This is a genomic window from Caballeronia temeraria, from assembly GCF_001544795.2.
GTDB lineage: Bacteria > Pseudomonadota > Gammaproteobacteria > Burkholderiales > Burkholderiaceae > Caballeronia > Caballeronia temeraria.
The window spans coordinates 92,470-114,838 of record NZ_FCOI02000002.1; the positions used below are offsets into that span (position 1 = coordinate 92,470).

Below are 22,369 nucleotides of genomic sequence, written 5' to 3' on the forward strand. Positions count from 1 at the left end.
CGAAAGATCGGGAAACATCAAGCGGAAGACGACCGGGCGATGGCACGGGCCGCGCCGTTCGCGGCGTCTTCGATCATGAGCGGCTCGAGCGTGTAGCCCGCCGCGCGCCATGCCTCGAGGCCGCCAAGGAGCGGCGCGACATCGGTGAAGCCGTGCGCCGTCAGTTCTTTGGCGGCGAGCGCGGCGGACACTTCGCTCGGGCAATCGCAGTAGGTCACGAGCTTGCGATCGCGCGCGATGCCGGCGAGTTGCGACGCGGCGTCATCGTGCAGCAGGAGCGCGCCGGGGATGGCGAACGGATCCATCGCGCGACGCTCGCGGCGGCGCACATCGATGACGAGCGGCGGCGGTTCGCCGTCGAGCAGCGCGCGCAGCATCGCGATATCGATGCGCGCCATGCGCAGCCTGCGCAACAGCGACACGCGCTGCCACCAGCGCACGGCGAGATACAGCGCGAGCGCGATGACCGCGAGCACGATCACGCCGCGCCCGAACAGATCGAGCCAGGCGAGCACGCGATCGACGAGATCCGCGAACATCGCGCCGAACGCAACGCCTAAGCCGGACCACAGCAGCGCGCCGAGCGTGTCGTACAGGAGAAAGCTGCCGAAGCCGATCCCGGTCGCGCCCGCGACGGGAATCGCAATGGTCGACAAGCCGGGGATGAATTTCGAGACCGCGAGGATGCGCACGCCGAAGCGGCCGAAGAAGTCGAGGCTGCGGTTCACGCAGGTATCGCGCGAGATCGAGAGCTTGCACATGAAGGCGAGCACGCGGCTGCCGTAGCGGCGCCCGAGCCAGAACCAGAGCGTGTCGCCGATGAGCGCGGCGATGCTGGCCGTGATCACGATCGCCGCGAGCGGCCACCATGCAGCCGATGGAAAGGCCGTCGCGAGTCCCGAAACCGGCCCCGATGCGAAGCTCGCGGAGACCGTGATGGCGCCCGTCAAAACCAATGTGGGCAAGGCTGGGAGCGGCAAGCCGAGGCATTCGAGCAGAACGTTGGCAAAAACCAACGGCAGGCCGTATTCGATGATCAGCTCGCGTAGCATGGATCGCACCCAGATGACCTGCGCCAAAAAAACGGCCGGGAGCCTCGAAAATATAAGGGTAAATCTTTGAAACCCTTATCCTGATTGGGTTTGCGCTGCGCTATCATACCAAGCGCCGCGTATAGAGGCGGCGTGAAGGCGACGAAGTGGAGCAATGCCGGTGAGATGGCGCGTAAGCACGCCGATTCGTCGGGCAGGCGCGCCAGAAGGCCGTCCCCACTCGACTGCACGGCTTGCGCACGTATAATCGGCGCGTTCGCGCTGTTCGTGTCAACCTAAACTGATAAAGGAACCTTAATGAACAAACAGGAATTGATCGACGCCGTAGCCGCGCAGACCGGCGCCAGCAAGGCTCAAACCGGCGAAACGCTGGATACGTTGCTCGAAGTGATCAAGAAGGCTGTCTCGAAAGGTGACGCAGTGCAGTTGATCGGCTTCGGCAGCTTCGGCTCGGGAAAGCGCGCAGCGCGCACCGGCCGCAATCCGAAGACCGGCGAGTCCATCAAGATTCCGGCCGCAAAGACGGTCAAGTTTACGGCTGGCAAGGCATTCAAGGACGCAGTGAACAAGCGGTAAGCATCTTGCCGATTGTGCGGCTACCCGAGGTAGCCAGTAGGACATAACCCGCCGTCGGCGGGTTTTTTTTCGTCCATCAATGCCGATGATCCTCGCAGTCGCAATCGGGACCGTGATCGTGGTCATGATCGTGATCCTCCACTTCCCACGCGGGGAACGGATCGGCGTAACGCTGCCAGGCTTCAGGGCCTTGCGCCCATTCGTCGTCGGTGAGCAGGCATGCGTCGAAACGATCCTGCCAGCCGGCGGGATCGAGATCGAGGCCGATCAGCACCAGCTCCTGCCGCCGGTCGCCGATGCTGTTGTCATCCGGATCGCCATACCATTCCGCGACGATTTCGGCTTCGAGTTCGGGGTCGTCGGTCGGCCATTCGCTGCGATCCTGCGCGGCCCACCACAGCCCCGCCGGACCATGCCGCACCGTGCCGCCCGCCTGCGACAGCGAGCCGCCGACATCGCTGCGCGTCGCCAGCCAGAAGAAGCCCTTCGCGCGCAGCACGCCGGGCCATTCCTGATGCAGCAGGTTCCATAGACGTTCGGGATGAAACGGCCGGCGCGCGCGATACACGACATGCCCGACGCCAGATGAATCGGACGCGTCGCCCGATTCGGGCTCGCCATTGAGAATCGTGAGCCAGCCGGGCGCGCTCGCGGTTGCATCGAAATCGAAACGGCCGGTGTTCAGCACGTCGCCCGAAGGCACGTTGCCCGCCTGTGTCCGAACCTGATGCGCGCGCGGATTGAGCGCACGCAGCATGCTCGCGATCTTTTCGATGTCGTCCGCACTGGCGAGATCGATCTTGTTGATGACGATGACATCGCAGAACTCGATCTGTTCGATGAGCGTTTCGACGACCGTGCGGTCGTCGTCCTCATCGTGGCCTTCCGGCGCGAGACCGCGCTCGGCGAGCGAGTCCGCCGACGCGTAATCGCGCAAAAAGCTCGCGGCATCGATCACGGTGACGAAGGTGTCGAGATGCGCGCGGCCCGCGAGCGTCGCGTCGTCGTCGTCGCCGAACGCGAGATGCTCGGCGATGGTCATCGGCTCCGCGCTGCCCGTTGTTTCGATGACGATCGCATCGAAGCGACGCTGCTCCGCGATCCACGTGATCGCGCTTTCGAGCGCTTCCATCGACGGGTCGCCGAGCGTGACGAGCAGGCAGCCGTTGGGCAGTTCGGTGGTTTCGCGATCCGCGCCGGAAGCGGCGTTGCCGAATGTCACCGCGCCGAGCGCGAGGCCTTCGGCGTTGGCGAGCAGGGCATCGACGAGCGTGGTCTTACCCGCGCCGGTGAATCCCGATAGCACGGTAATGGGCAATGGCGTCTGGTTCATCGCAATGGAGCGTGACAGGGAAGGGAGCGCGCGAGCGCGAGCCGGCGCTGCCGTTCGGGCGGCGCGGGCGATCGAATAGGGGATTTTGCATCAAATGCGCGCCGGGCGCGGCGCGCATGCGAGCGCGGACAGAACGTCAGCGCGTGGCCTGGAGCAGTTTCCAGCGGCGCAGGATCTCGATGATCTGCGCCGAGTACTTGTCGCGCAGCGCAGGTGTTTCGGAATGGTAAGCACCGACCGCCTGCCACGAATTGCCATACTTGTTCATCTTCTGGCGCAGATGCCATGCGGCGACGTAGACGCTCTTGCACGGTTCCATCAGCGTGCCGCTCGAGATGCCGTATTGCGCGAGCGTATTGAGATGGATCGAGTTGATCTGCATCAGCCCGTAGTCGGTCGAGCCGTTGGCGTTCTTGTTGATGGCGTCGGGCTTGTTGTGCGATTCCTGCCAGGCGATGGCGCGCAGGATGAGCGGATTGACCTTCTGATACTTCGCCGCTTCGTCGAAGCAGTCTGCGTGTGCGGAAGCGGCCGCCATGAGCGGCCCGCATATCGCCAGTAATCGCAATGTTTTCTTCATCTTCCTTCTACTCCATCCGCACGCGCGGAACGTCAAGCCGCCGTTGCGGCGCCGTGGCGCCAACGCGAACAAACCAACGTCCGCGGCCGGGCTGCATGGGGAAAACCCACCCTTTTTGTCACCGCCCGGAGTGCGGAACCGACCGTATCATACCGGCTGACGATTCCGGCCATAAGTTGGCTATCAGACATAGGCCCGTTCGATCAACTGAACCGCACATGCGCGCCAGCTCGCCGGCTCGTCAGTCGGACGTGTTCTAAATGTATGAATAATAAGACTTCTGGACGAGATATAATTCGGCTCCCGCGTACATCGGCCGATTCCTGGAGACGCCCAGATACGGTCTATCGGCAAGTTATTCGAAAGCTTGAGAGCGCCGGACGGGGTCGCACAGCGGCCAGGAAGCAATGTGGTCCGGAACGAATTGGCACAATTCCGTTACACAAAGCTGTTATCGTCATATTTTTAAAAATTATCGCGAGAGGCCGGGTCATCTCGTCCCGCACCCGCGATTGGCAGCGCTCTCGGCTGACGGGCGATGCTGCCTTGGCCGGCTCCCCAAAGACCCGGCTCTGACATCACATCCATGAGAAGACAACCTATGGCACTGCGTCGTCTCGCGACGGCAATGCTGGCGGCGGGACTTATCGTCGCGCAAGCCGCGTACGCGCAAGTGACGTTGAATTTCGTCAACGCGGACATCGACCAGGTCGCGAAAGCGATCGGCGCCGCTACCGGCAAAACGATCATCGTCGATCCCCGCGTCAAGGGGCAATTGAATCTGGTCTCGGAAAACGCTGTTCCCGAGGAGCAGGCGCTGAAGACGCTGCAGTCGTCGCTTCGCATGCAGGGCTTCGCGCTCGTGCAGGATCACGGCGTTCTGAAGGTCGTGCCCGAAGCCGACGCCAAGCTGCAAGGCGTGCCCACGTATGTCGGCAATGCGCCGGCCGCGCGCGGCGATCAGGTGATCACGCAGGTCTTTCAGCTGCACAACGAATCGGCGAACAACCTTCTGCCGGTGCTGCGTCCGCTGATCTCGCCGAACAACACCATCGCGGCCTATCCGGCGAACAACACGCTCGTCGTTACCGATTACGCCGACAACGTGCGCCGCATCGCGGGCATCATCGCGGGCGTGGACACGGCGGCGGGCCGCTCGGTCGACATCCTCACGCTGAAGAACGCCAACGCGATCGACGTCGCCGAGCAGATGAACAAGCTGCTCGATCCCGGCGCGGTCGGCAGCACGGACGCGACGCTGAAAGTCACCGTCACGCCGGATGCCCGCACGAATTCGCTGATGTTCCGCGCATCGAGCAGCGCGCGCCTCGCCGCGGCGAAGCAACTCGCGCAGAAGCTCGACGCGCCCACGTCGCAGCCGGGCAACATGCACGTCGTCGCGCTGCGCAATGCCGACGCGACGCGCCTCGCCAAGACGCTGCGCGGCATGCTCGGCAAGGGCAGCGGCAGCTCGGACAATACGTCGAACTCGAGCTCGAATTCGTTCGGGCAGAGCGGCGGCGGGCTCGGCAATTCGTCGATGTCCACCGGAACGTCCGGCACGCCGCCGCTTCCGGGCGGACTCGGCGGCAGCAGCTCGGGCAGCAGCAACAATCCGATGACGGGCGGCGCGGGCAACAAGGATTCGAGCTTCTCGTCGAACAAGGATAACGATTCCGGCAACGATCAGGGCGGCGGCATGATCCAGGCCGACGCCGCGACGAACTCGCTGATCATCACCGCGGCGGACCCGGTTTATCGGAACTTGCGCACCGTGATCGACCAGCTCGACGCGCGCCGCGCGCAGGTCTATATCGAAGCGCTGATCGTGGAGCTTTCCGCGACGAGCGGCTCGAACCTCGGTATCCAGTGGCAGGGCGCGCTGCTGTCGAACGGCGGCAACAATGCGCTTTACGGCAGTTCGAGCTTCGGCAGCGGGAATACGAACATTGTCGATCTGACCTTGCAGGGCAATGCGATCGCGCAGAATCCTTCAGCGCTCACGTCGACGTCCGGGCTGCTCGCGCAAGGTCTGAACATCGGCCTTTTGCACCGCTTCGGCAATCTGTTCGGTCTCGGCGGGCTGTTGCAGGCGCTGTCGACATCGGCGGATGCGAACATCCTCTCGACGCCTAACCTCATCACGCTCGACAACGAGGAAGCGAAGATCGTCGTCGGCCAGAACGTGCCGGTCGTGACCGGTTCATACGCGACGCCGACCGCGAACGCCGCGACCTCGGTCACCGCGTTCAACACGTTCGACCGCCGCGACGTCGGCGTGACCTTGCACGTGAAGCCGCAGATCACGGACGGCGGCGTGCTCAAAATGCAGATCTATCAGGAAGATTCGAGCGTCGACACCACCACGAAGAACGATCCGGGCGGCGTCACGATCAACACGCGCTCGGTGCAGTCGACCATTCTCGCGGATGACGGCGAAATCGTCGTGCTCGGCGGCCTGATGCAGGATCAGTACAACAACAACAACAGCAAGATTCCGCTGCTCGGCGACATTCCGTTCATCGGCAGCCTGTTCCGCAGCGAAGGCAAGTCGCGCACGAAGACCAATCTGATGGTGTTCCTGCGCCCGGTGATCGTGCGCGATCAGGCGACGGCCACGCAGATCGCCAACACGCGCTACGACTATCTGCGCAACCAGCAATACGGCTCGACGACGGATAACCGCATCGTCAAGGACCAGAACGTGCCGGTGATGCCGCCGAAACCGCTCGGACCTTCCGAAGGCGGTGGACCGCCGGCCCAAAATCTGCTGGACTGGAGCGATACGACGCGCGGTCCCGGCCCGAGCACGACGCTGCCGCAGAATCCGGATGCCGGCCCGGCGCCGCAGCCGATGCAGACCGCGCCGCAATCCACGCTGCCGCCGCAAAGCACTTACCCGGCGGCCCCGAACGGCGCGACCAACGCCATGCCGGCCAATGGCGCGACCCACGCCATGCCGGGCAACGCCGCGACAGGAGTCCATCCGTGAGTGCGGTCAACGATGCAGTCGAAAGCGCGGGCACCGCGGCGTCGCCGCTGGCGGCCCGGCTCGTGCCTTACGGCTTCGCGCGCACCGGGCAGATTCTGCTCGCGCATCAGCACGCGGACAGCATCGAAGTCTGGATCAGCGAGCGCACGACCGACGCGGCGCTCGCCGAAGTCGCGCGCAATTTCGGCGCGCTGTCGATCGTCCGCAAGCCCGCCGACGAACTCGCTGCGGCGATCAATTCGGCCTACGCGCGCAACGACGGCAGCGCCGCGCAGGTGGTCGGCGAAGTGGAAGGCGAAGTCGATCTGTCGCGCCTGATGCAGGACATTCCCGAAGTCGAAGACTTGCTGGAATCCGAAGACGACGCGCCGATCATCCGCATGATCAACGCGCTGCTCACGCAGGCGGCGCGCGAGCAGGCGTCGGATATTCACATCGAGCCGTTCGAGAACGCGTCGGTCGTGCGTTTTCGTGTCGATGGCACCTTGCGCGATGTCGTGCGCCCGAAGAAGGCGCTGCACGGCGCGCTGATCTCGCGTATCAAGATCATGGCGCAGCTCGATATCGCCGAAAAACGGCTGCCGCAGGACGGGCGCATTACGCTGCGCGTCGGCGGCCGTCCGGTCGATGTGCGGGTGTCCACGCTGCCGACCGGCCACGGCGAGCGCGCGGTGCTGCGTCTGCTTGAAAAAGACGCGCAGCGCCTGAATCTCGAAACGCTCGGCATGGCGCGCGACACGCTCGTCAACTTCGACAAGCTGATCGGCCGCCCGCACGGCATCGTGCTCGTGACCGGCCCGACCGGTTCCGGCAAGACGACCACGCTGTACGCGTCGATGTCGCGGCTGGAGACGACGACCACCAACATCATGACGGTGGAAGATCCGATCGAATACGACCTGTCGGGCATCGGCCAGACGCAGGTGAACGAGCGCATCGGCATGACGTTCGCGCGCGCGTTGCGCTCCATTCTGCGTCAGGATCCGGACATCATCATGATCGGTGAAATCCGCGATCTCGAAACCGCGCAGATCGCGGTGCAGGCTTCGCTCACCGGCCACCTCGTGCTCGCGACGCTGCACACGAACGACGCCGCCTCCGCCGTCACGCGTCTCACCGACATGGGCGTGGAGCCGTATCTGCTCGCGTCGTCGCTGCTCGGCGTGCTGGCGCAACGGCTCGTGCGGCAGCTCTGCCCGGTGTGCAAGGAAGAGCGCGTCGAGGAAGACGGCACGAAGCGTTACCATCCGGTCGGCTGTGAGCGATGCGGCCAGTCGGGCTATGTCGGCCGTCGCGGCGTGTATGAGCTGCTGCTGATCGACGAAGAGATTCGCCCGCTCATCCATCGCAATGCGGCGGATGCCGAGATTCTCGACGCGGGCCGCAAGCAGGGCATGCGCACGTTGCGCGAGGACGGCGACCGCTGGATCGCCTCCGGCGCGACGTCGATGGAAGAAGTGCTGCGCGTGACGGGCGGAGAATAAGCAGATGCCGGCATTCCGTTTCGAGGCGATCGATCACGCGGGCAAGACGCAAAAAGGCGTGCTCGATGCCGATAGCGCCCGCGCCGCGCGCAGCCAGTTGCGCACGCAGGGACTGACGCCGCTCGTCGTCGAGGCGGCGGGCTCGCGCACACGCGGCGAGCGCCAGCAGCGGCTCTCGCTCGGGCGCCGTCTGTCGCAGCGCGAACAGGCGATTCTCACGCGTCAGCTCGCAAGCTTGCTGATCGCGGGCCTGCCGCTCGGCGAAACGCTCCAGGTGCTCACCGAGCAGTCCGAACGCGATTACATCCGCGAACTGATGGCCGCGATCCGCGCCGAAGTGCTCGGCGGCCATTCGTTCGCCAACGCGCTCGCGCAGCATCCGAAGGACTTTCCGGAGATTTACCGCGCGCTCGTCGCGGCGGGCGAGCATACCGGCAAGCTCGGCCTCGTGCTGTCGCGTCTCGCGGACTATATCGAACAGCGTAATGCGCTGAAGCAGAAGATCATCCTGGCGTTCACGTATCCGGGCATCGTCACGCTCATCGCGTTCGGCATCGTCACGTTTCTGCTGAGCTATGTCGTGCCGCAGGTCGTGAACGTGTTCGCGAGCACGAAGCAGGCGCTGCCCTTTCTCACCATCATGATGATGGCGCTCTCCGCCTTCGTCCGAAGTTACTGGTGGGCGATGCTGATCGGCGTCGTGATTTTCGCGTGGCTCGTGAAAACCATTCTCGCGCGGCCCGGACCGCGCATGTCGTTCGACCGCTGGCTGCTCGGCGCGCCGCTGATCGGCAAGCTGGTGCGCGGCTATAACACCGTGCGCTTCGCCAGCACGCTCGCGATCCTGACCGCCGCCGGCGTGCCGATCCTGCGCGCGCTGCAGGCGGCGGGCGAAACGCTCAGCAACACGGCGATGCGCGAGAACGTCGACGACGCCATCGTGCGCGTGCGCGAAGGCTCGTCGCTGTCACGCGCGCTCGGCAACACGAAGACGTTTCCGCCGGTGCTCGTGCACCTGATCCGCTCGGGCGAAGCCACCGGCGACGTCACCACCATGCTCGACCGCGCCTCCGAAGGCGAAGCGCGCGAGCTCGAACGGCGCACGATGTTCCTCACGAGCCTGCTCGAACCGCTGCTCATTCTGGCGATGGGCGGCGTCGTGCTGGTGATCGTGCTCGCGGTGATGCTGCCGATCATCGAACTGAATAATCTGGTGCAGTGATGAACGCCCTTCAAACTCGCTTACTGACGCTCGCCGCGCTCGCGCTCTTTTGCGTGACGGTGACGTACTGGGTCGTCACGCTGACTTCGCGGCAGACCGCGCCGCTGCCCGCCGCGGCCGCGACGCGCGCGCCGTCGGTCGAACAGGCCGCGACCATTTTCGGCGGACGGCTGGATCGTCAGGCCAATTCGGACGTGCATCTGTTCGGCATTCTCGCGCTGCAGGGCGGCGCGGCGGCCATCGTGAGTTACGGCGGCGAGCCGGCGAAAGCCGTGTCGCTGGGCGGCCCGCTCACGCAAGGCGTGAAGCTCTCGGAAGTGCGCGCGCGCTCGATCATCATCGAGCGTAACGGCGTCAAATCGGAGATCTTCCTGCCGCAGAATCCGCCCGGCCCGACGATCTGGGTGCGCTGAGCGCGACGCGATGCCTCGCTTTCAGCCGAATCACGCGACGAAAGCAGATCGATAGAATGACCGGCGGTTCCGGCAAGACGAAAAGCCGCGCCGTGTTTTTAGTCACCGGGCAGAAGCCCGGAAACGATATTTTCAATTCAAGAGGTAGGACTCATGCAATTGTGGACCCAACGCCGCATGCACATTCAACAAGCTCAGGCGCAAGGCCGCCGCCAGCGCGGCTTCACGCTGATCGAAATCATGGTCGTGATCGCGATTCTCGGCATTCTCGCCGCGCTGATCGTGCCGAAGATCATGAGCCGCCCGGACGAGGCGCGCCGCGTCGCCGCGAAGCAGGACATCGGCACGATCATGCAGGCGATGAAGCTGTATCGCCTCGATAACGGCCGTTATCCGACGCAGGAGCAAGGTCTGCGCGCGCTGATCGAAAAGCCGACGACCGAGCCGGTGCCGAACAACTGGAAGGACGGCGGCTATCTGGAGCGTCTGCCGGCCGATCCGTGGGGCGGCCAGTATCAGTATCTTAATCCGGGCGTGCACGGCGAAATCGACGTGTTCAGCTACGGCGCCGATCAAAAAGCGGGCGGCGAAGGCAACGATGCCGACGTCGGCTCGTGGCAGTAAGACCGGCGGCATAGATCGTGAACGGGCATTCATCGGCGCGGCGTCAGGCGGGCTTCACGCTGCTCGAAATGCTCGTCGTCCTGGTGATCGCGGGTTTGCTCGTGTCGCTCGCGTCGCTGCAACTGACGCGCAACCCGCGCACGGACCTCAACGAGGAAGCGCAGCGTCTCGCGCTGCTGTTCGAATCGGCGGGCGACGAAGCGCAGGTGCGCGCGCGGCCCATCGCGTGGCAGCCGCTCGACGGCGGTTTTCGCTTCGATATGCGCACCGAAGACGGCTGGCGCCCGCTGCGCGACGATCTCCTTCGTCAGCGGCGCTGGGAAGGCGGCGTGACCGGCGTGTCGATCCAGTTTCTCGATTCGGACAAGACGGTGAGCCGGCTTGTGTTCGGCACCGAAGCCATCGACGCGCCCATGGAAATCACCTTGTTCTCGGCGGTGGGGCGCGTGACGATCGTCGGCAGCGGCAACGGCCGCTATCAGGTGCGGTGATGCGCGCGTCTCGTCGGCATCGGCGCGGCTTCACGATGATCGAAGTGCTCGTCGCACTGGCGATCATCGCGGTGGCGCTCGCCGCTTCGGTGCGCGCGGTCGGCTCGCTCGCGACGGGCGAAGCGGACCTGCATCGGCGGCTGCTCGCGGGCTGGAGCGCCGACAACGAACTCGCGCAGCTCAGGCTGTCGCGCCAGTTTCCGGCGATCGGCTCGCGCACCTTCGACTGTTCGCAGGGCAATCTGAAGCTCTCGTGCACGCAGCGCGTGAGCCAGACGCCCAACCCCATTTTCCGGCGCGTCGAGATGTTCGTCACGACGCCGGGCCGCTCCGGTTATCTGGCGCAACTGGTCACGGTGGTGGCGAATGAAACGAATCGCTCGCTCTGACCGCTCAGACAAGCAGCGCGGCTTCACGCTGCTGGAAATGCTGATCGCCATCGCGATTCTCGCGGTGCTCGCGGTGCTGTCGTGGCGCGGGCTCGACTCCGTGATTCGCGGCCGCGCGACGATCGAAAACGCGATGCAGGACGAGCGCATCGTCGCGCAGTTGTTCGACCAGATGCGCATCGACGCGCGCCAGGCCGCCACCGACGACGAAGCCGGCCAGCCCGCCGTGCAGGTCGGCAACGGCTCGCTGCAGATCGTGCGCGGCGTGTTCACGCCGGGCGCGGCGCCGCGTCTGCAAGTGGTGCGCTACAAGCTGTCGAACGGGCGCATCGTGCGCTTTGCGTCGCCGCCGCTGTCGAATGTCGGCGAAGTGCGGCGCGCGTTGCAGTCGGGCGACACGGGCAACGGCTGGAGCTCGATTCCGTTGATGGGCGGCGTGGCCTCGCTCGCGACGCGCGTCTACATCCCGGAAAAAGGCTGGACGACGCGCATGAGCGACGTGCTCTCGCAGATCAACCAGAACGACAACAACCTGAAGGTGCCGCAACTGGGCAATGCGCCGCTGGCGCGCGCGGTGTCGGGCATTCAGGTCGCGGTGGGCGCGCGCACGCTGCAAGTGCCGCTCACGCGCGTGTTCCTCGTCGGAGAATGAGCATGCGCGCCCTGAAGCGGAACAAGGAACGCGGCGTCGCGATCATCAGCGCGTTGCTCGTCGTGTCGCTCACGGCGATTCTGGTGTCGGGCATGCTGTGGCGTCAGCAGGTGCAGATTCGCCGCATCGAGAATCAGCGGCTGCTCGCGCAGGCGCAGTGGATTTCGCGCAGCGCGCTCGACTGGACGCGCCTCATCTTGCGCTCGGAAGCCGATACCTCGCCGACCGTCACGTATCTCGGCGGCGTGTGGGGCGTGCCGATCGCGAAGACGAAGCTGTCGGATTTTCTCGGGCAGATCGGCGAGGTGCGCGCGCAGCAGGGCGCATCGACGTATCTGTCCGGCTCGATCGAAGACGCGCAGGCCAAGTTCAACCTGCGCAACCTCGTATCGACGCCGACGCCCGGCGTGCTGACCATCAATGTCGCGCAGATTCAGGCGTTCCAGCGGCTCCTCACGATGCTCGGCATCAACGGCTCGCTCGCGAAGACGGTGGCGTTGCAGATGCGCGCGGGCCTCGCGCGCTCCGCGACGCGCTTTCAGACGCAGACGGGCAACAACTCGACGACGGCGAGCGGCACGAACAACGAAGCGACGACGCTCGCGGCGATCGCGCAGGGCGGCGGCACGGGCGGCGGCAATTTCACCGACGATCCGGGCCTGAAGGACGCGGACAGCAACGCGCCGGTCGCGCCCTTGCAGATGATCACCGTCGATTCATTGCTCGACGTGCCGGGCTTCTCGGCGGAAGCGGTCGCGAAGCTGAGGCCGTTCGTCACCGTGCTGCCGACGACGACCGCCGTGAACATGAACACCGCGCCCGCCGAAGTGATCGCAGCCGTGATTCCGGGCATGAATCTGTCGCAGGGACAGGCGTTCGTCGCGCGTCGCGAGACGGTGTTTTTTCACGACGTCGGCAACGTGCAGCTCGCGCTGACGGGCGCGGGCGTCAAGACGGTGTCGATCGATCCGAATGAGATGGACGTCACCACGAAGTATTTCGTGATCCACGGGCGCGTCGAGCATGAACGCGCGCAACTGGAGCGCACGACGCTCGTGTATCGCGATCCGACGACGCATACGACGCGTATCGTCTACACGCGCGACGCGCTGTGACGACGCTGCGCAGTCATTGATGAGAGGAAGTGGCCTTTGAGCACACTGATCGTTTTGTTACCGCCGCGCGATCCCGCGGTGCGCTCGGAAGAGTGGCATCTGCCGGATCTGCCGTTTCTGCTGCTCGACAAGCGCGGCGAGCCGCAACGCGTCGGCCGTGCGGCGCTCGGGCTGTTGCCGCGCGCGAGTGCGACGGTGCTGATCGTCGCCGCGCGCGACACGCTTTTGCTCGCCGCTTCCGTGCCGCCGCTCAAGGGGCCGCGTCTGCGGCAGGCGCTGCCGAACGTTGTCGAGGATCAGCTGATTCAAGACCCGCAGACGTGCCACATCGCCGTCGATCCGGTCGAACTCGCCGATGGCAAGCGCGTCGTCGCGGTCATCGATCGCGGCTGGTTCCGCTTCGTGATCGGCGCGTTTTCGGGCGCGGGGCATCGCAACGTGAAGGCCGTGCCCGCGACGCGCTGCCTGCCGGTCCCGGCTGCCGTGCCTGTCGATGAAACCGCCGAAGCCGAAGCGCCGCCGCTGCCGTTCATCGCCGGTTTGCTGGGTCACGTCGTGTCGACCGCGCCCGCGCTGATCGGCGAACTGGCCGCGCCGTCGCCCGCTTCGGTGGGTGCAGAGCGCATCGAGATCGCGATTGCGCGCGGCGAACGCGCGGCGCTCGGCGAAGGTCTCGCGCTGCCCGCCGATTCGATCGAAGCAACGCTCGCGGCGCTCGCGGGCCATCAGCCGGTGACGCTCTATTCGCTCGTCGATCTTCCCGGCGACGAGCCGCGCCTGTCCGGCTCGCGCAATGCGGCTGCGGCCGTCGCGGGCGCGCAGCCGCTCGCGTTCGAAGCCCTCGCGCGCAACGCGCTCGCATGCCGCTTCGACTTGTGCCAGTTCGAATTCGCCGCACAGCCGTGGCGTCTCGACCGCGCGACGATGCGCCGTCTGCGCGTGCCGATCGCGCTCGTGGCAGCGTCGATCGTGGTGTCGATCATCGGCGTCAACGTGCAATGGCTGCAGCTTTCTCGTCAGCGCGACGCCATCAGCGCGCAGGAAACCGAACTGCTGCTCAACGCCTTCCCGAAGACGACCACCGTGCTCGACGCGCCCGATCAGATGACGCGCAATCTCGATCGCCTGCGCGTGGCGTCGGGCGAGCTGTCGCCTTCGGACTTTCTTTCGCTCGCGGACGGTCTCGCGCGCTCGCTCGGTCCCGTGCCGGTGAACGGCGTTGCGGGGCTGGATTATCGCGAGCGTCATCTGGAAGTGACCTTCAAGCCGGAGACGAAGGTCGATCCCGATCTGTCGAAGCGCCTCGCCGCGAACGGCCTGAACGGTTCGATCGATACCAACACCGGCAAATGGATGATCAGGAGCGGCCAATGAAAGCGGAAATCGGACGTTCCCTGTCGGAATTCTGGGAAGCGCGCACGCCGCGCGAAAAGACCATCCTCATGTGGGGCGGGCTCGTGCTCGGCTTGGCGCTCGTGTATCTCGTGCTGTGGGCGCCGGCTTACGAAGGCCGCGCGCGGCTGCGCCAGACATTGCCTGCGATGCAACGCCAGCTCGCGACGATGACCGCGCAGGCCAATGACGCGCGCTCGCTCGCGCCCGCCGCCGAAGGCGTGATGCCGACCGGCGGCGCGCTGCGCGATGCGCTCGCGAAATCGCTCGGCGACAACGGCATGCAGCCGACGCAGGTTCAGGTGATCGGCTCGGCGGTGCAGATTCAGTTGAAGAACGCGTCGTTCCCGAACTGGACGGCGTGGCTCGACGACGCGCGCAAGCAGTTCAAGGTGCAGGTGTCGGAAGCGCACGTCACGGCGCTTAAGCCAGATGGCCAGGTGGATCTGACGGCATCGCTGCAACCGGCCGGCGCGAAATGAGCTACTGGACGCGACGAATCCGGCTCGCGCTGCCGGCGCTTTTCGTGATCGTGATTTCGGTCGCCGGCACGCTGCTCGCGATGATGCCCGCCGCGTGGATCGTCCCGCAGTTCTCGAAAGCGACGGGCGGCCACGTGAATCTGGTCGATCCGGCGGGCTCGCTGTGGAGCGGCTCGGCCACGCTGATGCTCGCGGCGGGCAGCGACGGCGCGGGCGCGACGCTGCTGCCGGGGCGCATCGAATGGACGACATCTTTCCTGCCGCTCTTCACGGGCCGCGTGCACATGACGATGCGTCAGACCGAGGCGATGCCCGATGCCGTGATCGTCGACGCCACCACGCGCGGCGCGATGGTCACCGCCGGCCAGATCGCCGTGCCCGCGACGCTGCTCTCGGGATTGGGCGCGCCGTTCAACACGCTCGATTTCGACGGCAACGTGCGGCTTTCGTGGACGGAGTTCCGCCTGCTGAACCGCAACGCGTACGGGCAAGTGGTCGTCACGCTCGACGACATGGCTTCGCGCGTTTCGCGTGTAAAGCCGCTCGGTTCGTATCGCGTGGCGTTGCAGGCGCAGGGCGCGTCGGCGACGATCGATCTTTCGACGAGCAAAGGCCCGCTCATGCTCACCGGCAATGGCGCGATCTCACAGGAATCGACGTCGTTCCAGGGCACGGCCACCGCCGCGCCGGATCAGCGCGAGAACCTCGCGGGGCTGCTCAACCTGCTCGGCCGCCATACCGATCCGGATACGGTCGCGCTGACCTTCATGCGCTGATCAGCGGCTGGCAGTTTGCGCCGGAGTCGAGGCAGGCGCGGGCGCTTCCACCGTGCCCGTCTCGCGATCCATCTGCGCGACATCCCAGCCGCCGCCGAGCGCCTTCACCAGTCCCACCGACGACACCATCCGCTGTCCCGCGATATTCGCGAGCTTCTGCTGCGCCGTGAACGCGGTGGTCTGCGCGGTCAGCACGCTGATGTACGCGACCGTTCCCGCCTTGTACTGATTGTTGATGATCGCGAGCGCCTGCTGCGCCGATTCGACGGCCTGCTGCTGCACGACGATTTCCTTCTCCAGAATGCGCAGCGACGCCAGATTGTCTTCGACGTCCTGGAACGCGGTCAGCACCGTCTGCCGGTACGTCGCGACGTCCTGATCGTAAGTCGCGCGCGCGGCTTCGGTGCGCGCCGAGCGCAGGCCGCCGTCGAAAATGGTCGCGGCGATATCGGGCCCGAGCGTCCAGAAACGCGATGGCGCGCGCAGCAATTGCGACAGCACCGAGCTTTCGAAGCCGCCCTGCGCGGACAGCGTGAGCGTCGGGAAATACGCGGCCATCTCGACGCCGATCTGCTCGTTCGCCGCCGCCGCCTTTCGCTCCGCCGAAGCGATATCCGGCCGCCGCTCCAGAATGGCCGATGGCATGTGCACGGGCACGGTGGGCGGCGTCGCGTCGAGCGGAATGGGCGGAAGCGAGAACGTGGACGCCGGTTCGCCGACGAGCACCGCGATCGCGTGCTCGTACTGCGCCCGCGTGACGCCGTTGTCGATGGCGGATGCCTGTGCGGACTGCAACTGCGTCTGCGCCTGAATCACGTCCGAACGCGCGACGATGCCCTGCGCGTACTGATTCTGCGTGAGCTTGAGCGATTGCTCGTAGGCCGCGACGGTGTCGTCGAGGAGCCGTTGCTGCGCGTCGAGCGAGCGCAACTGGAAATAGGTTTGCGCAAGCGTGGCCTGCGCGGACAGGCGCGCGTTGCCGAGATCGGCGGCGGCGCCTTGCTGCCCCGCCTTCTGCGCGGCAACGGTGCGCGACACGGTGCCCCACAAGTCCGGTTCCCACGAAGCGTCGAGCGAGAGGCTGAACTGGTTGTTGATCGCGCCGGTCTGGCCGAGGCTGGAACTGCTGGTCGACCGGTTGCCCGAACCGGTTCCGGAACGCGATGCCGAAGCCGACGCGCCGATCGTCGGGAAATACGCCGCACGCGCCTCGCCGACGAGCGCGCGCGCCTGACGATACGCCGCCGCGTACTGCGCGATGGTCTGGTTCGACTGATTCAGGCGCGCTTCGAGATCGTTCAGGCGATCGTCGTGATAGACCGTCCACCAGGTGCCGCGGTCGGTCTGATCGGCGGGCTGCGCGACTTTCCAGCCCTCGGGCGCTTCCTTGTAGCTGGCCGGGATCGTCGTCGTGGGGCGCTGATAATCGGGGCCGACCGCGCATCCGGCGATGAACATCGCGAGTGTGGCGGCGAGCGCCGTCGTGGTCAGGCGCGCGACGGCGGGAGCGGGAAAGGCGGGGCGATACGGCATCTGCTTGTCGATATTCCTGTCGGCGCCGCGCCGTTCGATATGACGGATGCGGCAAGCCGAAATGGTAACGGAACGCGACGAGCGCAAGGGATGAGCGCTCGTCAGGCAGACGTTAGCGTAACGGGTTCGCCGTAAGGCGGGTGTTACGCAGCGGGAGGAATCGGTTACGACGCGTTACGGTGGCGATCATCGGCCGCTGCCGGGACACGGCGAGCAGGGCGCGGCGAGCATCGGTCGCGTGTGCGCCTTTTTGGGCGCGGCCGCCGTCTTGCGCCGATGCCGGTTCTCGAACCATCCCATGCCCAGCACGACGAACGATCCGCCCGGCAGCAGGAACACGATCAGATACAACGCGAGTTTCCACGAACTCAGCTTCGGCGGGACGAAGTGACGGGAAGCGCTGGCGATCTTGCTGCTGATGGGGCCGAAACGTCGGCGGGCGGTGCGAACAAAGCGGGTCATCGGATGGTCCTTCGGGCGTCGGCGAACGACGGCTGGCGGTCAGAACATGGTCTCGGGCGGCGCGTATCGCGCGTAACTCGTTGCATAGAATAATATTGACTGTGCAACTAGTTTTCAAGATACTGCTGATTGCTTTTTCGCAATTGTTGCCTTATGGAGACGCGGCGCAGTGTCGCAGATTCGCCTCAGCCGTTTGACCGATGTCGCATGAATAGCGAACCGCTTTACGATCCCGCCACGATTCAGCTCGAAACGAGTCTCGGCTATTACCTCGCGAAGGCGCGCAACGTGCTCGTCATGCGCACCGATCAGGCGTTGAAGCCGCTCGATCTCACGTCGCCGCAAATCGGCGCGATCTTGCTGCTTGCGTCGGGGCGGGCGCGCACGCCGCTGGAACTGTCGCGCGAGCTGTCGTATGACAGCGGCTCGATGACCCGCATGCTCGACCGGCTCGAGAAGAAGGGTTTCGTCAGCCGGGCGCGCAGCGAAGTGGACCGTAGAATCGTCGAGTTGAGTTTGACGGAACGCGGGCGCGACGCCGCCGCGCGCCTGCCGGTGATCGGCGCCGCCGTGCTGAACGAGCAACTGACCGGCTTCAGCCGCGCGGAACTGAACCTGTTGATCGCGATGCTTGCACGCATCATCGGCAATACGCCGATGGGAGATTGCGCACCCTGCGTGCTGGATGATGAAATCACCTGATTGATCGGAAAAAACCCGAATGTTCTGTTCGGATTTCGCTGTCTGAGCAGAGAATGTCACGACAATAAATAGCTTGCATGCGATGCGCGCTTGGGGCGCCTGCACGCACGCACCGGAGATTCGACGATGTCCACATCCGCCACGGGCACGCCCGCCACCGCGCCCGCGCCCATGCCGCTCAAAGGCGGCATTCTCGCCCTGCTGACGATGGGCCTCGCGCTCGGCACCTTCATGGAGGTGCTTGACACGTCCATCGCGAACGTCGCGGTGCCGACCATTTCCGGCAACCTCGGCGTGGCGACGAGCGAGGGCACGTGGGTGATCTCGTCGTATTCGGTCGCCTCGGCGATCGCGGTGCCGTTGACGGGCTGGCTCGCGCGGCGCGTCGGCGAGGTGAAGCTCTTCACCATCTCCGTGCTGCTGTTTTCGATCGCGTCGGCGCTGTGCGGGCTCGCGCACAACTTCGAATCGCTGATCGCGTTCCGGTTGCTGCAAGGCCTCGTTTCCGGACCGATGGTTCCGCTGTCGCAAACCATCCTCATGCGCAGCTATCCGCCCGAGAAGCGCGGCCTCGCGCTCGGCCTCTGGGCGATGACCGTAATCGTCGCGCCCATCTTCGGCCCCGTGATGGGCGGCTACATCACCGATAACTACACGTGGCCGTGGATCTTCTACATCAACGTGCCGATCGGCATTTTTTCGGCGACGATCGCGTATTTTCTGCTGCGCGGGCACGAAACGAAGACGACGCAGCAGCGCATCGACGGCGTCGGGCTCGCGCTGCTCGTGATCGGCGTCGCGAGCCTGCAGATGATGCTCGACCTCGGCAAGGACCACGACTGGTTCGGCTCGAACTTCATCGTCACGCTGGCGATCGTGTCCGCGGTGTCGCTCGCGTTCATGTTCGCGTGGGAGCTGACGGAGAAGGAGCCGGTCATCGACCTTTCGCTGTTCCGCGACCGCAATTTCGCGATGGGCGTGCTCATCACGTCGCTCGGCTTTCTCGCGTTCTTCGGCTCGGTCGTGGTGCTGCCGTTGTGGCTGCAAACCGTGCTCGGCTACACGCCGTGGCTCGCCGGTCTCGCCACCGCGCCGGTCGGGATTCTGGCGCTCGTGCTGTCGCCGATCATCGGGCAGAACATGCATCGGCTGAATCTGCGCGTGGTCGCGAGCTGCGCGTTTCTCACGTTCGCGTTCGTGTCGCACTGGAACTCGACCTTCACGCTCGATACGCCGTTCCACCAGATCATCTATCCGCGCCTGATTCAGGGCATCGGCGTCGCCTGCTTTTTCGTGCCGATGACGACGATCACGCTCTCCAGCGTCTCCGACGAACGCCTCGCGGGCGCGGCGGGGCTGTCGAACTTTCTGCGGACGCTCTCGGGCGCGATCGGCACGGCGGTCAGCACGACGTTCTGGGAAAACGACATGATCCGGCATCACGCGCGTCTCACCGAATCGGTCACGCCGTATTCGGCCGGCACGAGCGCGTATTCGGATCTGCTTTCAGGACTCGGATTGTCGGGCCAGGCGCTGACCGCGCAACTGGATCGCGTGGTGTCCGCGCAGGCTTACATGATGTCGACCAACGACTTCTTCCGCATTTCGTTCTATGCGTTTCTCGTGCTGGCCGTGATGGTCTGGCTGACGCGGCCGAAGAAGGGTGCGTCAGCCTCGATGGGACACTGAACTATTGCGGCGTGAGCGGCGTCGCCGACTGTCCCGGCTGGCTTTCCAGATTCAGCGGAGCCGGCTGGTCCAGCGGACTGACCTGCACGCCGCTCGGCACGGGCGGGGGCGCCGGCGCGGCCTGACTGGCTTGCGGCGTTTCGGTTTTACGCAGTCCCGGCCCGTTCTTGATGAACTGCTTGAAATCCGCGCCCGCCTGCCACGGATTGGGCTGGCAGCCGAGCGGATTGTCGCAGTGCGCGGCGAAACCGATGGTCGCGGTGCCTTCGTTGGTCGGCGTCTTGGTGACCTGATACGCGAGCGCGCGCTTGCCGCTCGACGGCCCCGCCGTCTGGATGACCGAATCGGTGACCGTCTGAAGCTTGTACTCGGAGTGGTTCGTCACCCAGACCTGGGCGCGCGCCCACCACGCGTCGCATTCCGCCTTGCTCATGCAGGTGAGCGGTTGCGTGGCCTGCTCCATCGTCGTGCTGCTGACCTGGTCCTGCACCGCGCAGCCGCCCACTAGCGCGAGCGACGCGGCCCCCAGCGCGGCGGCGGCGTAGAACTTCTTTTTCATTACTCCCCCGATCGTCGAAAAGTCGGCCATATTTTGACCCCTCCAATCGGATGACGTTATGACGCGTTTCCCTCTGTTGCATAAGCCGGCAACTTTTGCCGATCCGCGCTGACGTCGGCGCGGAAAAACTGACTCACGCGTGCGCGGGATTCGGCTTGTAGTCCTGATAGGCCGCAACGAACGCGTCGAATGTTTCCGTGTCGCGGCTTTCGACCACGGCCTGTTCCACCAGCGATTTTGCCGCGAGCTCTTCCATCGCGCGTTCTTCGTCGACGGAAAGCGGACGCGCGCGGAAATCTTCCGCGTGACGCGTGCTGAGTTCGAGCGCGAATTCGTCGAAGGTTTGCCGCTTGTCGCGCATCGTCTGGAGCACGCGCGCGGACGGCGTCAGCGACGCATCGGCGATACGCGGCCGCAGCGCCACGAGCGCGCGCATGTGGTCGTCGTTGCCGTTGAGCGCATCGAGCGTCTGCGCGACGGGTTCGATCGCGTCGAACAGTTCTTCGGCCCATTGCTGCATCGGCACGGCGGCGCCGTCGCGTTGCAGCGCGAGGCCCGGCTTGCGGCCTTCCTTCGCCACCGCGCTGAAATTGCCGTTCGCCTCGATGCTCGCGTCGCGCGGCAGCAGCGGGCTGTCTTCGAGCGCGCAATAGAGCAAGTACGCGTCGAGAAAGCGGGCCGTTTCGAGCGAGATGCCGGTCGGCACGAACGGATCGATGTCGAGGCAGCGCACTTCGATGTACTGCACGCCGCGCTCGGCCAGCGCATGCAACGGACGCTCGCCCGACTGCGTGACGCGCTTCGGGCGGATCGTCGAATAGAACTCGTTTTCGATCTGCAGCACGTTCGTGTTGATCTGCACCCATTCGCCGTCGCGCTGCGTGCCGATGGCCACGTACGGCGCATACGGCTGGCTCACGGCTTTGGCGAGCACGTCGAGATAGGCGTCGAGCGTGTCGTAGCTCGGCAGCAGATCCGCCTGCGCGGGATTGTTCGTGTAGCCGAGATCGCTCATGCGCAGGCTGGTCGCGTGCGGCAGATAGAACGTGTCGGCATCGAACGTTTCCAGATGATGCGTCTTGCCTTCCACGAAGCGCGCGTTCAGCGCCGGCGACGCACCGAACAGATACATCAGCAGCCAGTTCGTGCGGCGGAAGTTGCGGATGAGCGCGAAGTAGCGCTCGGACTGGAAATCTTTCGCGGACAGCGTGCTCGCGTTGTCGAGCGTCTGCCACGCGCGCCACACGGCTTCGTCGAGCGAATAGTTGTAGTGGATGCCCGCGATGCATTGCATCGTGCGGCCGTAACGCAGCGCGAGCCCGCGCCGGTACACCGTCTTAAGCATGCCGATATTCGACGTCCCGTAATAGCCGAACGGAATCTCGTCCTCGGGCGGCAGCGAATTGGGCATCGAGTTGTTCCACAGCAGCTCGTCGCCCATATGCGCGAACGCGAACCGATGCAGCGCGTCGAGTCGATCGAGCGTGATCGCGACGTCGGATTCGGCGGGCGTGATCAGTTCGACGAGCGCTTCGGAGTAATCGGTCGTGATGAGCGGATGCGTCAGCGCGGAGCCGAACGAGCGCGGATGCGGCGTCATCGCCAGCTTGCCTTGCGGCGTCACGCGCAAGCTTTCTTTTTCGATGCCGCGCAAGCCTTGACGCAACGCGCCGGCATGCGGGCCGGACGCGAGCGCGGCAAGCCTGCGCTCGAATGCGCCGGCTTTGGAGTGAGCGGAATTATTGTTTGCCATTGAAGCGTTCTGCGAGGAGCGCGAGCGCATGCGCCCGGTCGTATTTTTAGGGTAGCGGGCACTTTAACATCTCGGTGTAAGGCGTGCTTGAGCCCAGG

General features: G+C 65.2%; 22 protein-coding genes. 15 read left to right on the forward strand and 7 right to left on the reverse strand.

Annotated features, from left to right (window positions below; all coding sequences use genetic code 11):
* Window positions 1-17: 17 nt before the first annotated feature.
* On the reverse strand, window positions 18-1,052 hold the full coding sequence (locus AWB76_RS02870; RefSeq protein ID WP_061158985.1) for a VTT domain-containing protein: 1,035 nt from the start codon (window positions 1,050-1,052) through the stop codon (window positions 18-20).
* A 297-nt stretch (window positions 1,053-1,349) separates the two neighbouring features.
* Here AWB76_RS02870 and AWB76_RS02875 point away from each other — a divergent pair, with 297 nt between their 5' ends.
* Window positions 1,350-1,628: an HU family DNA-binding protein gene (locus AWB76_RS02875; RefSeq protein WP_008352404.1), complete on the forward strand. Its 279-nt coding sequence runs from the start codon at window positions 1,350-1,352 to the stop codon at window positions 1,626-1,628.
* Window positions 1,629-1,704: 76 nt separating this feature from the next.
* Here AWB76_RS02875 and AWB76_RS02880 read toward each other — a convergent pair whose 3' ends face one another.
* On the reverse strand, window positions 1,705-2,961 hold the full coding sequence (locus AWB76_RS02880; RefSeq protein ID WP_061158628.1) for a GTP-binding protein: 1,257 nt from the start codon (window positions 2,959-2,961) through the stop codon (window positions 1,705-1,707).
* 136 nt (window positions 2,962-3,097) lie between these two features.
* Window positions 3,098-3,541: a lytic transglycosylase domain-containing protein gene (locus AWB76_RS02885; RefSeq protein WP_061158629.1), complete on the reverse strand. Its 444-nt coding sequence runs from the start codon at window positions 3,539-3,541 to the stop codon at window positions 3,098-3,100.
* Between the two features lie 601 nt (window positions 3,542-4,142).
* On the opposite strand from AWB76_RS02885, the gene gspD reads away from it, so the two are divergent.
* The 12 genes from gspD (at window position 4,143) to AWB76_RS02945 (ending at window position 15,573) form a co-directional block, all read left to right on the forward strand.
* Window positions 4,143-6,533 (forward strand): type II secretion system secretin GspD, encoded by a 2,391-nt coding sequence (gene gspD, locus AWB76_RS02890; RefSeq protein ID WP_061158630.1) that lies wholly within the window; start codon window positions 4,143-4,145, stop codon window positions 6,531-6,533.
* Complete coding sequence (gene gspE, locus AWB76_RS02895) at window positions 6,530-8,017, forward strand: type II secretion system ATPase GspE (protein ID WP_061158631.1); 1,488 nt, start codon at window positions 6,530-6,532, stop codon at window positions 8,015-8,017. The genes gspD and gspE overlap by 4 nt, the downstream gene beginning before the upstream one ends.
* A 4-nt stretch (window positions 8,018-8,021) precedes the next feature.
* Entirely contained in the window at window positions 8,022-9,239 is a 1,218-nt protein-coding gene (gspF, locus tag AWB76_RS02900) for a type II secretion system inner membrane protein GspF (protein ID WP_061158632.1), read from the forward strand.
* Window positions 9,239-9,652 carry a hypothetical protein gene (locus tag AWB76_RS02905; protein WP_061158633.1) on the forward strand — a complete coding sequence of 138 codons (414 nt, stop codon included), beginning with the start codon at window positions 9,239-9,241 and terminating at the stop codon, window positions 9,650-9,652. The genes gspF and AWB76_RS02905 overlap by 1 nt, the downstream gene beginning before the upstream one ends.
* 153 nt (window positions 9,653-9,805) lie before the next feature.
* Window positions 9,806-10,276: a type II secretion system major pseudopilin GspG gene (gene gspG, locus AWB76_RS02910; RefSeq protein WP_061158634.1), complete on the forward strand. Its 471-nt coding sequence runs from the start codon at window positions 9,806-9,808 to the stop codon at window positions 10,274-10,276.
* A 17-nt stretch (window positions 10,277-10,293) separates the two neighbouring features.
* Window positions 10,294-10,767: a GspH/FimT family pseudopilin gene (locus AWB76_RS02915; RefSeq protein WP_061158635.1), complete on the forward strand. Its 474-nt coding sequence runs from the start codon at window positions 10,294-10,296 to the stop codon at window positions 10,765-10,767.
* Entirely contained in the window at window positions 10,767-11,156 is a 390-nt protein-coding gene (gene gspI / locus AWB76_RS02920) for a type II secretion system minor pseudopilin GspI (RefSeq protein ID WP_061158636.1), read from the forward strand. Before AWB76_RS02915 ends, gspI begins: the two co-directional genes overlap by 1 nt.
* Window positions 11,134-11,808, forward strand: a complete 675-nt coding sequence (locus AWB76_RS02925; RefSeq protein ID WP_074171282.1) for a PulJ/GspJ family protein — start codon at window positions 11,134-11,136, stop codon at window positions 11,806-11,808. Before gspI ends, AWB76_RS02925 begins: the two co-directional genes overlap by 23 nt.
* Window positions 11,805-12,923, forward strand: a complete 1,119-nt coding sequence (gene gspK / locus AWB76_RS02930; protein ID WP_061158638.1) for a type II secretion system minor pseudopilin GspK — start codon at window positions 11,805-11,807, stop codon at window positions 12,921-12,923. Before AWB76_RS02925 ends, gspK begins: the two co-directional genes overlap by 4 nt.
* 36 nt (window positions 12,924-12,959) lie before the next feature.
* A complete protein-coding gene (gene gspL / locus AWB76_RS02935) occupies window positions 12,960-14,297 on the forward strand; it encodes a type II secretion system protein GspL (RefSeq protein WP_061158639.1) in 1,338 nt (445 codons plus the stop codon).
* The gene (locus AWB76_RS02940) at window positions 14,294-14,797 is read left to right on the forward strand and encodes a type II secretion system protein M (protein WP_061158986.1); all 504 of its coding nucleotides are present in this window, start codon (window positions 14,294-14,296) and stop codon (window positions 14,795-14,797) included. Before gspL ends, AWB76_RS02940 begins: the two co-directional genes overlap by 4 nt.
* On the forward strand, window positions 14,794-15,573 hold the full coding sequence (locus AWB76_RS02945; protein ID WP_061158640.1) for a type II secretion system protein N: 780 nt from the start codon (window positions 14,794-14,796) through the stop codon (window positions 15,571-15,573). The genes AWB76_RS02940 and AWB76_RS02945 overlap by 4 nt, the downstream gene beginning before the upstream one ends.
* On the opposite strand, the gene AWB76_RS02950 is transcribed toward AWB76_RS02945, so the two are convergent.
* Together AWB76_RS02950 and AWB76_RS02955 are read right to left on the reverse strand one after the other, a co-directional pair.
* On the reverse strand, window positions 15,574-17,106 hold the full coding sequence (locus tag AWB76_RS02950; RefSeq protein WP_061158987.1) for an efflux transporter outer membrane subunit: 1,533 nt from the start codon (window positions 17,104-17,106) through the stop codon (window positions 15,574-15,576). It abuts the gene before it with no gap.
* A gap of 186 nt (window positions 17,107-17,292) precedes the next feature.
* Window positions 17,293-17,568 carry a hypothetical protein gene (locus tag AWB76_RS02955; RefSeq protein ID WP_061158641.1) on the reverse strand — a complete coding sequence of 92 codons (276 nt, stop codon included), beginning with the start codon at window positions 17,566-17,568 and terminating at the stop codon, window positions 17,293-17,295.
* A 207-nt stretch (window positions 17,569-17,775) separates the two neighbouring features.
* On the opposite strand from AWB76_RS02955, the gene AWB76_RS02960 reads away from it, so the two are divergent.
* Together AWB76_RS02960 and AWB76_RS02965 are read left to right on the forward strand one after the other, a co-directional pair.
* A complete protein-coding gene (locus tag AWB76_RS02960) occupies window positions 17,776-18,270 on the forward strand; it encodes a MarR family winged helix-turn-helix transcriptional regulator (RefSeq protein WP_061158642.1) in 495 nt (164 codons plus the stop codon).
* 126 nt (window positions 18,271-18,396) lie between these two features.
* A complete protein-coding gene (locus AWB76_RS02965) occupies window positions 18,397-19,959 on the forward strand; it encodes a DHA2 family efflux MFS transporter permease subunit (RefSeq protein ID WP_061158643.1) in 1,563 nt (520 codons plus the stop codon).
* Between the two features lies 1 nt (window position 19,960).
* On the opposite strand, the gene AWB76_RS02970 is transcribed toward AWB76_RS02965, so the two are convergent.
* Window positions 19,961-20,518 carry a hypothetical protein gene (locus AWB76_RS02970; RefSeq protein WP_061158644.1) on the reverse strand — a complete coding sequence of 186 codons (558 nt, stop codon included), beginning with the start codon at window positions 20,516-20,518 and terminating at the stop codon, window positions 19,961-19,963.
* Between the two features lie 133 nt (window positions 20,519-20,651).
* Window positions 20,652-22,271 (reverse strand): glutamate--cysteine ligase, encoded by a 1,620-nt coding sequence (gene gshA / locus AWB76_RS02975; protein WP_061158645.1) that lies wholly within the window; start codon window positions 22,269-22,271, stop codon window positions 20,652-20,654.
* Between the last annotated feature and the right edge of the window lie 98 nt (window positions 22,272-22,369).